Annotated in this window: 8 protein-coding genes; 4 read left to right on the forward strand and 4 right to left on the reverse strand. The window is 64.4% G+C overall.

What is annotated here, in order from left to right:
• Positions 1 to 95 precede the first annotated feature (95 nt).
• Positions 96 to 560 carry a PPC domain-containing DNA-binding protein gene (locus QQ977_RS08105; protein ID WP_285925169.1) on the forward strand — a complete coding sequence of 155 codons (465 nt, stop codon included), beginning with the start codon at positions 96 to 98 and terminating at the stop codon, positions 558 to 560.
• A gap of 1 nt (position 561) precedes the next feature.
• On the forward strand, positions 562 to 4,164 hold the full coding sequence (locus tag QQ977_RS08110; protein WP_285925170.1) for a DNA polymerase II large subunit: 3,603 nt from the start codon (positions 562 to 564) through the stop codon (positions 4,162 to 4,164).
• Positions 4,165 to 4,796: 632 nt separating this feature from the next.
• On the opposite strand, the gene QQ977_RS08115 is transcribed toward QQ977_RS08110, so the two are convergent.
• The 3 genes from QQ977_RS08115 to QQ977_RS08125 form a co-directional block, all read right to left on the reverse strand.
• Positions 4,797 to 5,792 (reverse strand): cytochrome d ubiquinol oxidase subunit II, encoded by a 996-nt coding sequence (locus QQ977_RS08115; protein WP_285925172.1) that lies wholly within the window; start codon positions 5,790 to 5,792, stop codon positions 4,797 to 4,799.
• Complete coding sequence (locus tag QQ977_RS08120; RefSeq protein ID WP_285925173.1) at positions 5,785 to 7,236, reverse strand: cytochrome ubiquinol oxidase subunit I; 1,452 nt, start codon at positions 7,234 to 7,236, stop codon at positions 5,785 to 5,787. Before QQ977_RS08120 ends, QQ977_RS08115 begins: the two co-directional genes overlap by 8 nt.
• Before the next feature lie 176 nt (positions 7,237 to 7,412).
• Positions 7,413 to 7,658 carry a hypothetical protein gene (locus QQ977_RS08125; protein ID WP_285925174.1) on the reverse strand — a complete coding sequence of 82 codons (246 nt, stop codon included), beginning with the start codon at positions 7,656 to 7,658 and terminating at the stop codon, positions 7,413 to 7,415.
• Between the two features lie 401 nt (positions 7,659 to 8,059).
• Here QQ977_RS08125 and QQ977_RS08130 point away from each other — a divergent pair, with 401 nt between their 5' ends.
• Both QQ977_RS08130 and QQ977_RS08135 read left to right on the forward strand, forming a co-directional pair.
• Entirely contained in the window at positions 8,060 to 9,493 is a 1,434-nt protein-coding gene (locus QQ977_RS08130) for a cytochrome ubiquinol oxidase subunit I (protein WP_285925175.1), read from the forward strand.
• Positions 9,494 to 9,502: 9 nt separating this feature from the next.
• The gene (locus QQ977_RS08135; protein WP_285925176.1) at positions 9,503 to 10,549 is read left to right on the forward strand and encodes a cytochrome d ubiquinol oxidase subunit II; all 1,047 of its coding nucleotides are present in this window, start codon (positions 9,503 to 9,505) and stop codon (positions 10,547 to 10,549) included.
• A gap of 27 nt (positions 10,550 to 10,576) precedes the next feature.
• On the opposite strand, the gene QQ977_RS08140 is transcribed toward QQ977_RS08135, so the two are convergent.
• Complete coding sequence (locus QQ977_RS08140) at positions 10,577 to 11,344, reverse strand: helix-turn-helix domain-containing protein (RefSeq protein ID WP_285925177.1); 768 nt, start codon at positions 11,342 to 11,344, stop codon at positions 10,577 to 10,579.
• Between the last annotated feature and the right edge of the window lie 163 nt (positions 11,345 to 11,507).

Below are 11,507 nucleotides of genomic sequence, written 5' to 3' on the forward strand. Positions count from 1 at the left end.
GACACAATAGTCGATTTATAAAATGTTAGCACGGTGGTGTGACGACGAGTGACGAAACGAGTGGGTTTTTCCGCATACCACTCCATCTGGCGCATATGAACTACCGAGAAGTCGAACTCGAATCGGAGTACGTCGCCCGCCTCGAGACGGGCGCGGAGTGGCGATCGGAGATCGAGTCCCTTGCGGCCGACGTCGAGGCCGACGCCGCGTGGTTTACTGCCCTGGGTGCCGTCCAGGACGCGGAGGTGTGGTTCTACGATCAGGACGACTGCGAGTACCATCCGGTCGAGTTCGACGAACCGCTCGAAGTGGCAAGCTGTGTGGGCAACGTCGCCTGGCTCGAGGTCTCCGAGTCACACTCGGAGGACAGCGAGACGGAGTCTCGCCAGTGGGAGCGGTTCGCTCACACCCACGTCGTCCTCTCGAGGCCCGACGGCGAGGCGGTCGCCGGCCACCTGAACGAGGCGACGGTCTGGGCCGGCGAGGTTCACATGCGCGTCTTCGAGGAGGGTCTCGAACGCGCTCACGACGAGACGACCGACCTCGATCTCTGGCTCTGAGATGCGTGCGGAAGACGAACGGTACTTCGATCGGCTCGAGGCCCAGCTCGAGGCGGCGTTTGTCGTCGCCGAACGGGCGAAAGCCGACAGCGCGGATCCCGAACCCGAGGTCGAGATCCCGACCGCACGCGACATGGCCGACCGCGTCGAGAACATTCTCGGCATCGACGGCGTCGCCGAACGGGTCCGCGAACTCGAGGGGGAGATGAGCAGGGAAGAAGCCGCGCTGGAACTGGCCGCGGACTTCGCCGAGGGCCGGGTCGGCGACTACGAGACGAAAGCGGGGAAAGTCGAGGGCGCGGTTCGCACTGCGGTTGCCCTGCTGACCGAGGGCGTCGTCGCCGCTCCGATCGAGGGGATCGACAAGGTCGAGATCTTGGAGAACGACGACGGCACCGAGTTCGTCAACGTCTACTACGCCGGGCCGATCCGGTCGGCCGGCGGGACTGCACAGGCGCTGTCGGTGCTGGTCGCGGACTACACCCGGGCGCTCGTCGGCATCGACCAGTACAAGGCCCGCGACGACGAGATCGAACGCTACGCCGAGGAGATCTCTCTCTACGACAAGGAGACCGGCCTGCAGTACACGCCGAAAGCGACGGAGACGACGTTTATCGCCGAGCACATGCCGATCATGTTAGACGGCGAGGCCACCGGCGACGAGGAGGTCTCGGGCTTTCGGGACCTAGAGCGCGTCGACACCAACAGCGCCCGCGGTGGGATGTGTCTCGTCCTCGCGGAGGGGATCGCACTCAAGGCCCCCAAGATCCAGCGTTACACCCGGAACTTAGACGAGATCGACTGGCCGTGGCTCCAGGACCTGATCGACGGCAACTACGGCGACGGTGACGATGCGGCCGAGGAAGACGACGACAGCGAGGACGGCGAGACCAGCACCGACGCCGACGACGGCGACGACGGGGTCGACCCCGACGACGAGGAAGACGGCCCCGACGGCCCGCCTCGCGTCGATGAATCCGAGAAGTTCCTCCGGGACCTGATCGCCGGTCGGCCGGTGTTCTCCCATCCCTCCGCCGAGGGTGGCTTTCGCCTGCGGTACGGCCGCGCCCGCAACCACGGCTTCGCGACCGCCGGCGTCCACCCCGCGACGATGCACCTCGTCGATGACTTCCTCGCGACCGGCACGCAGGTCAAGACCGAACGGCCCGGCAAGGCCGCCGGCGTCGTCCCCGTCGACTCCATCGAGGGGCCGACGATACGGCTGGCAAACGGCGACGTCCGCCGGATCGACGACCCCGAGGACGCACTCGAGGTGCGAAACGGCGTCGAGAAGATCCTCGACCTCGGCGAGTACCTCGTCAACTACGGCGAGTTCGTCGAGAACAACCACCCGCTCGCACCCGCCTCCTACACCCCCGAGTGGTGGAAACAGGACCTCGCGGCCGCCGGCGCGGACGTCCAGGCGCTGGAAGACGACCCCCACGTCGACCTCGAGCATCCCTCCGTCGAGCGCGCCCTCGAGTGGGCCGAGTCCTACGACGCCCCCCTCCATCCCGAGTACACCTACCTCTGGCACGACCTCTCGGTCACGGCCTTCCGTACCCTCGCCGCGGCGGTCGCCGACGGCCGGATCGACGGCGACACGCTCGTCCTCGCGTGGGACGAGGACGTCCGGGACGCCCTGGAGACGATCGTGATCGAACACCGCCAGCGCGAGCGCGAGGGCCGCCTCGAGATAGACGACTGGCGGCCGTTCGCCCTGACGGTGGGCTGTCAGCCCCGGCAGACGGTCGCCGACGGGGCCTCCCTCGGTGTCGACCGGGGGACCGCCGGCATCGACCTCGAGCGCACCTGGGACGACGACGACCTCTCGGAACGCGCCCGGACGTGGGCCGACGGCGAGAACGCGATCGAGGCGGTCACCGAGGTCGCTCCCTTCGAGGTTCGGGAACGCGCCCCGACCCGGATCGGCAACCGGATGGGCCGACCCGAGAAGTCCGAACGGAGAGACCTCAGCCCGCCGGTGCACACCCTGTTCCCGATCGGCGAGGCCGGCGGGTCACAGCGCGACGTCGCCAAGGCCGGCAAACACGCCGAGTCGATGTCCGACACGCCCGGCGTGGTCGAGGTCCAGGTCGGCCGCCAGTACTGTGACGCCTGCGACATCGAGACCTTCGAGAACCGCTGTCCGGAGTGTGGGGACCGGACCGAACCCGACTACCGCTGTCCGGACTGTGACGCGACGATCGAACCCGACGAGGCCGGCCGCGTCGAGTGTGACCGCTGTGAGGTCGAGGCGACCTGCGTCGAGACCCGGGAGATCGACATCAACGAACGGTACCGGGATGCCCTCGAGTCCGTCGGCGAACGCGAGAACGCCTTCGACATCCTGAAAGGCGTCAAGGGGCTGTCCTCGACGACCAAGATTCCGGAACCGATGGAGAAAGGGATCCTGCGGGCCAAACACGACGTCTCCGCGTTCAAAGACGGCACCGTCCGCTACGACATGACCGACCTCCCGGTCACGTCCGTCCGGGCCAGCGAACTCGACGTCGACGTCGGCCAGCTCCAGGCGCTTGGCTACGAGGAAGACGTCCACGGCGACCCCCTGACCCACGAGGACCAGCTCGTCGAGCTCAAAGTCCAGGACGTCGTCCTCTCCGACGGCGCGGCCGAACACATGATGCAGACGGCCGACTTCATCGACGACTTGCTCGAGTCCTACTACGGGCTGGAACCGTACTACGAACTCGAGGAGCGTGACGACCTCGTGGGCGAACTCGTCTTCGGGATGGCTCCACACACGTCGGCAGCAACTGTCGGGAGAGTGATTGGTTTCACGAGTGCGGCTGTCGGATATGCTCATCCGTACTTTCACGCCGCGAAACGCCGTAATTGCGACGGTGACGAGGATTGTGTGATGCTGCTCTTGGACGGCCTTTTGAACTTTAGTATCAGCTTCTTGCCAGATAAAAGAGGGGGGCGTATGGACGCGCCCTTGGTCATGTCCTCCCGTATCGATCCCTCCGAGATCGACGACGAGGCCCACAACATGGACATCGTCTCCCAGTACCCACGGGAGTTCTACGAGGCGACCCTCGAGATGGCCGATCCGGGCGAGGTCGACGTCCAGATTGCGGAGGACACGCTCGGCACGGACGGGGAGTACACCGGCTTCGCCCACACCCACGACACCACCGACATCGCGCTCGGGCCGGACCTCTCTGCGTACAAGACGCTCGGCTCGATGATGGACAAGATGGACGCCCAGCTCGAGCTCTCCCGGAAGCTGCGGGCGGTCGACGAGACCGACGTCGCCGAACGGGTCATCGAGTATCACTTCCTCCCGGACCTGATCGGCAACCTCCGGGCCTTTTCCCGCCAGGAGACCCGCTGTCTCGACTGTGGCGAGAAGTTCCGCCGGATGCCCCTGACCGGCGACTGCCGGGAGTGTGGCGGCCGGGTCACCCTCACCGTCCACAAGGGGTCGGTCAACAAGTACATGCAGACGGCGATCCAGGTCGCCGAGGAGTACGACTGCCGGGACTACACGAAACAGCGACTCGAGGTCCTCGAACGCTCGCTCGAGAGTATCTTCGAAAACGACAAGAACAAACAGTCAGGTATCGAAGACTTCATGTGAGCCGACGGGTGGACAGGTTCGCTCACCGGTGAACGGCCTCGTCCCCGACTGATCAGTAATCTCTTATTTCCGGTCGCGTAACGGGACCAAAGCGACTGGTGACGCGGCGTCGACGGTGTCTCGTCGTGACGGATGCGAGAGCCAGCCGACCTCGGAGGAGACCACACCAACAGACGTGACACTGGCGGGAGTCCGTATCCAAAATGAGATAGTCAGAAATCGTAGTATAATACATATATGTCTATATTACATAAAGTATCTCGTCGGGAGGCGACCTCGAGACGTGTCGTGGATACAGCGAGCAGTCGAGACGCACGACACGCCACGCTATCGTGAGCCAAGAACGCGGATAACGCCCACCTCGAGCGGTGTGCTGGCTATACAGCCACTTTTGAAAGGGCGTTGAAAGGGTAGCCGATACCAGAAGGTGGGGATCGGTCAGAGACACGCGTCACCAATTTTGGACGCGACTTTCGGGAGATCAACCGGCACGGCAGTTACGTCGCGGCGTGGCGACTCGACCAGTCGGGTGCGGACGAGGTCGCCGAGAGAAATGCGACCGATCGGGACCAGTTCTATCGAAATAGCATCATATTTGTCGGTCTGAGAGGTTGTCTCTCCGACCGACGGTATCAGCCGTAGTGGTCGCTCTCGCGTGGCGGACCGCTGAACACCGAGTACAGGGTGACGAAGTAGCCGAGGATCAGCGGGATGAAGATCGCGGCGAAGATCGAGGTCACGTTCAGTGCCAGCGGGGAGACGACGGCGTCGGCGATCGTCAGTTCGGCGGCCGGATCGACCGACGGGTACAGCAGGTACGCGATGAAGGCGACGAAGGCGGCGGCGACGAGGCCTGCACTGCCGACGGCGAGGCGGTATCGTTCCCACAGGCTCGCGTAGACGAACGCGGCGGCGGCAGCGACCGTCACGGCGACGACCAGCAGCGTCGGTGCGGAGGCGACCACCGGACGAAGGTCGGGATAGAGGGTGTACAGGGCGGCGGCCGTGAGCACGAACAGCGCGAGGTAGACCCCCGTCGCGATCCGTCCACGGCGGGCGGCGGTCTCGCGAAGCTGTCCCTCGGTTTTCACGCCCAGGAATGCGGCCCCGAGGACGACCGAGAGCGCGACGAGCGTCAGTCCGACGACGATCGGGGCGGGCGCGAGCGCGGAGGGTTCCCCGAGCACCCAGCTCGCGGCGAACATCCCGAGCAACAGCGGCGAGAACGCGCTGCCGGCGACGAAACAGGCGTCCCAGAACCGCACCCAGGTCTCGTCGTCTTTCTCTTCACGGAGCTTCGAGCCGAGGCCCCGGATCGAGAGCGCGAACACGATGGCAAAGGCAAGCAGATAGTGCCGGCTCAAGAGGTTGGCGTACACTCGCGGGAAGGCGGCAAACAGCACCGTCCCGAACAGCACGAGCCAGACCTCGTTTGCCTTCCAGAGCGGACCGAAGGCGGCGAGCATTGTCTCTCGTTCCTCGTCGTCGGCGTCGGCGTACAGTATGCCGAGCCCGAAGTCGAAGCCGTCGAGCAGGAGGTATCCGCCCAGCGCGAAGATGACGAGCCCGAACCAGAGCTCGGGAAGGACGTCGACGATGTACTCGCTGTCCGAGAGCAGGTCAGTCATCGGCGGTCACCCCCGGGGAGTCGGGCGTTTCGCGGTCCTCGATTCCCGTCTCGTGGCGTTCGGCCTCCTCGTCGATGATCCGCTTGAGCACGTACAGGAAGATCCCGAACAGGAGGATGTAGCCGACGACGAACGCCACGAGCGTCAGCATCGCCTCTGCGGAACCAAGCGGCGGTGAAACGCCCTCGCTGGTCTTCAACACGTCCTGGATGATCCAGGGCTGGCGACCGATCTCGGTGACGTACCAGCCGGTGATCAACGCGACGAAGCCAAGCGGCGTCGAGGCCATCAGTGCCTTCAGGAGCCGATCGTCCTCGGAGAGCTCGCCCTTCCAGAGCCGGTAGCTGCCCCACAGTCCGAGCGCGACGAACCAGAAGCCGAGCCCGACCATGATCCGGAACGACCAGAACACCCAGGCGACGGGCGGTGAGTCGTACTCGAAGTCGTTCAGGCCGGTCACCTCCGCTGTGGGATCACCTTCCGCGAGGAACGAGGCGAGCATCGGGATACTTATCGTGTAGAGGTTATCGGCCCGCGGATCGGTGATCGCGGAGACGTCGGTCGGGAACGCGACGACGTGTAAGTCCGCCTGGCCGGTCTCGTAGTGGGCCTCCATCGCGGCGAACTTGTGTGGCTGGGTGTCGGCGACGTGACGGCCGTACATGTCGCCGTGGATCACCTGGAAGATCGAGGTGACGAGCAAGACGACGACGGCGGCCTTGAGGGCGGTCTGCCAGACCTCGCTGTCGCGGTTCGTCCAGATGAAGTAGGCGGCGATCCCGGCGATCACGAGCGTCACCGAGATGATCGCCGCGTTCTGCATGTGGACGTACATCCACGGCAGCCGGGGATTGAAAAACGCCGCCATCGGGTCGGTCAGCTGGGCGATCGGCAGCCCGTCTTCCATCACGACCTCGTAGCCACGCGGCGTCTGCATCCAGGAGTTGACGACCAGGATCCAGAACGCAGAGAGCCACGCACCCAACGCGACGAGAAACGCCGAGAACGCGTACGCGAGGTCGGAGACGCGTTCACGACCGAACAGCAACACGCCGAGTGCGACGGCCTCGAGGAAGAAGGCCATCTTCGTCTCGAACGACAGCGGGCCGCCGATCATCTCGCCCGCGGCGGCTGAGAACGCGCTGAAGTTCGTTCCGAACATGAAACTCATCGGGATCCCCGTCACCGTCCCCATGATGAAGCCGACGGCGAAGATCTTCGTCCAGAACGCCCGGAGGCGTGCGTACCGTTCCCGCCCCGTCCTGATCTCCTGGACGGTGAAGTAGACCAGAAACGGCGCAAGCCCGACCGAGAGGGCAGCGAAGATGATGTGTATCGTAATCGCCCAGCCGAACTGGATCCGACTCGCCAGCTCGGGCGTCAAAAACGCCAGTGCCAGTACCTCGCTCGCGTGTGCAGTGGCAAGCTCCGGTATCGGCGTCACTCGAGTGGGAAACATGTGTACCTGATATCCGGGGATAGGGATCCAATATCGGTAAACTAGCCTTTGGGTATAGCCAAGATTCGATTGACAAACCAAAACCCGCGTACTAGCACAGTCTGCCGACTACCGAAATCGACTCGCGGTGACCGATCCCGTCCGACCCACGGAGACCACGATCACGAGGAGCCGTCGACGTGGCGGTTCGCGGAGACGAACCACGCGCCGAAAACGACGAAGAGGCCGACGATCGCCAGAATCACACCGATCGGCGGGTTGAGGAAAAACAGCGGAATACCGGCGACGAACGTGAATGCACCCTTCTTTCTCACCGTCCGCTTGGGCGCGTTTCCACAGCTGGGACAGCTCGATGCACCCGCCTCGAGCGGTTCGTCACAGGCCGCACACGAGTCAACCGATACCATAGTACGAGTCTCGAATTCGAACGTCTTAGCGCTTTGCATCCCGCCGCTGGATCGATCGTCCCGACCGGCGAATCGATCGGACCCAGCCACGAGCTGCCGTCTGAGTCTCGATACGGGGATGCCGAAGCCGATGGCGGGTGACACGGAGGGTTCGACTGGACGAGACGTCGTGGCCGTCGGAGGCAGAACGGGCGGAACCGTCGTCGCGAACGAGCTTGCGGAGCTTGCGCGACGACCTCGGCGAGGAGATACACCGGCAGCGAGAGGACCGATGACCGTTCTCGTGTGTGCTGGCTAACATTTATGCCGGCCGGTAAAGACAGCAGACGCATGATCGGGCTTCAGGCGCGAATCGAACTGGACCGACGTGTACGAACACGCACACGGGGTGAGAGCGACGCGTGATCGAACCACTCCTGATCGACCCCGAACTGGGGAGTCGCATCCAGTTCGGCGGCACGCTTTCGGTCCACATCGTCTTCGCCGCCCTCTCGGTCGGACTCGCACCCTACATCGTCTACTTCACCTGGAAAGAGATCTCGACGGGACGAGAGAAGTACGAACGGTTGCGTTCGTTCTGGACGAAGGTCTTCGCCGTCGGCTTCGTGATGGGAACGGCGACCGGTATTCCGATGAGCTTTCAGTTCGGGACGAACTTTCCCGAATTTGCCGAGTTCGCCGGCGAACTCATCGGCGGCCCCCTCGCCTTCGAGTCGACGATGGCCTTCTTCCTCGAGGCCGTCTTCCTCGGCGTCTTGCTGTTTGGCCGCGACCGGGTCAGCGATCGCGTCTACGTCCTCTCGTCGGTGCTCGTGATGGTCGGCGCGTGGCTCTCTGCGTTCTGGATCCTGATCGTCAACTCCTGGATGCAGACGCCACAGGGGTACGAACTGGTCGAGGAAAACGGCACGACGGGGCTCGTGCTCACCGATCCGATCGCGGCCTACTTCACGCCGCGGCTGTTCTGGATGTACGTTCACATGCAGAACGCGGCGGTGATCTCGGTGACACTCTTCGTCGCCGGCGTCGCCGCCTACTTCGTCTGGACGAACCCCAACAGCGAACCCTGGCGCGGGACGCTCAAGCTCTCGGTGGGCGTCCTCGCGATCACCTCAATCTTCCAGGTGATCCACGGCGACATGTACACCCGCCACGTCGTCCAGACCCAGCCGATGAAATTCGCCGCGATGGAGGCGATCTACGAGACCAAAGAGGGTGCACCGTTGCACCTGCTGGCGTTTCCCCGTAACCTCGCGGACATCACCGATCCACGCGCCGAGGAGCTGTTCACGGTGAGTATCCCGTACCTGGCGTCGTTGCTGGCCGAGGCCGACCCGGCCGGGGTCGTCTACGGCCTCGAGGAGTTCGACGTCGAGAACCCGCCCGTCGCCTGGGTGTTCTGGTCGTTCCGGACGATGGTGTTTCTCGGCTTCTGGTTCATCGCGCTCGGACTGTGGGGCGTCTACCGGATGCGCACGGGAACGCTCTTCGAGCGCAGTCGGTATCTCAAAGCGCTCATGGCGTCGATCCCGCTCGGGTTCGTCGCGACTATTACGGGCTGGTACGTCACCGAGATCGGCCGCCAGCCCTGGGTCATCCAGGACGTCCAGTTCACGAGCGACGGCGTCTCCCAGACGCTCACGTCGACTCAGATGACGATCTCGCTCACCGCCTTCGTGATCGTCTATGCGATTCTCGTCACCATCTTTCTCGGCGTCATCAAGTGGATCGTCGACGGCGAACTCGAGCGAGTCACGCGCGACGATCGCGAGGAGACCGAGCGAGAACGCGAACGGTCGGACGAACGGACACAGAGCGGCTCCGGGGAGGTGTAAGCCGTATCGATGTCGCCCGTTACCGCTTCTCTCGTCGGTCGGACGGTCTCGTTCGGCCCCGTCGTTCCCGTCGACGAGTATCTGGTCCCGACACTGCCCGAACTCTGGTTCGGAGTCTTGCTGTTTACGCTCGCGATGTACGTCTTTCTCGACGGATTCGACTTCGGGATCGGGATGTTGTACGCCACGCGCGAGGACGAGGAGGAACGGGAGCTATTGCTCGCGGCGTTCGGACCGGTCTGGGACGCGAACGAGGTCTGGCTCGTCGCGTTCGGGACGATACTGCTCGCTGCCTTTCCACCGGTGTACGCGGCGTTGTTGAGCGAGCACTACCTGTTGATCTTCGCGATCGTGTTCGCGCTCATCCTCCGCGGGGTGACGCCCGAACTCAGAGAGCAGCGAGACGATCCCGAATGGGAACGGGCCTGCGACCGCGGCTTCGTCGCCGGGAGCACCCTCTCGCCGCTTTTTATCGGCACGCTCGCGGGAAGCTGGGTGTTCGGGACGGGGACGCTTTCCCTTCCGGGCGTGTTGACCGGCGTCGCGACCGTCTTCCTGTCGCTCGCAGCCGGCGCGGCCTACCTCGGGATGAAGACGACCGGCGAGCTTCGCGAGGAGATGGCTGCGTACGGACTGTACGCAAGCGGTGGCTATCTCGTGACCGTCGTCGCCTTGCTCACCGTCGTCTTCGTCACCGATCCGCTCGGCGTCCGCGAGACGCTCCTTACCGTTCCGGTCGCGGCGGTCGTCGTCGCGACGGTCCTCTTGCTCGTCGGCGGGGCGGCCGCCGCCACTCGTGACGCAGTCACCGTCTGGTTCTCCGCCACCGGGGGCGTCGCCGTCGCGCTCGTCGTCCTCGTGGCTATTTTCCTCTATCCGACCGTCTACCCATCGACCGGAACCACCGTTCGCGAGGCGGTGATCTCGCCGCTTGCGCTCAACGTTCTCACAGTCGTCGTGATCCCGGCGCTGGTGCTCGTATTGCTCTACTTCCGATATCTGTATACGGTGTTTTCGGGACCGGTCGAGAGCGAGGGATACGGAACCTCAGACTGAGTCGGACGAGCGAACGACCACGTACCGTCAGTCCGACGGCGTCTCGTCGGGGTCGACGAACCGCTCGAGGTGGTGCTTGACGAGCGCCGACTCGGCCATCCGGAGCCGATAGGACAGCGTCGACTCCGGAACGTCGAGTTCGTCGGCGAGTTCGTCGAGCGTGACCTCCCGCGGGCGCTCGTAGTATCCTCGGGCAGCCGCCGCCGCGATCGCCTGTCGCTGTGGGCCCGACAGGCCGACGTCGACGATGCCGTCGCCGTGCCACTCCGTCGCCGTGCCGAGATGCCCCATCTCGAGCGTTACCCCCTCACAGAGGGTCGTCTCGAGGTGATCGTAGAGTGCGCCGACGCCGTCGTCGGAGCGGGTCAGTAGTCGCCACCACACGGTCCCATCGCGACAGCGACTCTCACAGATCGTACCGGGTGCGACGTGTGCCGCTGCGAGTCTGTCGACCGAAACGCCCGTCCCGACGTCCTCGACGTAGACGTAGAGCAACCGACGTCGTGGCGCACACTCGAGTCGGTACCACGAACTCCGGCCGCCACAGGGCTCGGCTCCGAGCGAACGCGGGCGGTAGTCGCGATCCTCGAGTGCCGTCTGGAGGCGATCGGTCGCGTTCGGGGGGCCAGTGAGCTGGACGAGCCGGATACACGAGCGGTCCCCGAGGACGACGTCGATCGTCGACATCTCGAGCGTCGGGTGTTCGCGAACGATGTCTGCGATCGGGTCCGTGCCGGGTTCGTACTCGAGGCTGAAGGTAAATTCACGAAGCCGATCGTCCGGCGTGGCACTCATCGTTTCCGTTCCGACGCCCGGCTCTCGACCCGCCGTCGCGTGTCGCGAACGCGTATCGGTTTCCGTACCCTGGCGTGCGTCACAGTCGATCCCATCTCGTCTCGTACTAGACGACCACAGCGCCTAAAGGGGTCGAACGGACCGATTTTCAGGACTGGTTCGC

This window comes from Natrialbaceae archaeon AArc-T1-2 (assembly GCF_030273315.1).
Classification (GTDB): domain Archaea; phylum Halobacteriota; class Halobacteria; order Halobacteriales; family Natrialbaceae; genus Tc-Br11-E2g1.

Bases quoted from the DNA above. Each gene is read 5' to 3' on its own strand.
- QQ977_RS08105 (WP_285925169.1), top strand. From the start codon at position 96: ATGAACTACCGAGAAGTCGAACTCGAATCGGAGTACGTCGCCCGCCTC.
- QQ977_RS08110 (WP_285925170.1), top strand. From the start codon at position 562: ATGCGTGCGGAAGACGAACGGTACTTCGATCGGCTCGAGGCCCAGCTC.
- QQ977_RS08115 (WP_285925172.1), bottom strand. From the start codon at position 5,792: ATGACTGACCTGCTCTCGGACAGCGAGTACATCGTCGACGTCCTTCCC.
- QQ977_RS08125 (WP_285925174.1), bottom strand. From the start codon at position 7,658: ATGGTATCGGTTGACTCGTGTGCGGCCTGTGACGAACCGCTCGAGGCG.
- QQ977_RS08135 (WP_285925176.1), top strand. From the start codon at position 9,503: ATGTCGCCCGTTACCGCTTCTCTCGTCGGTCGGACGGTCTCGTTCGGC.
- QQ977_RS08140 (WP_285925177.1), bottom strand. From the start codon at position 11,344: ATGAGTGCCACGCCGGACGATCGGCTTCGTGAATTTACCTTCAGCCTC.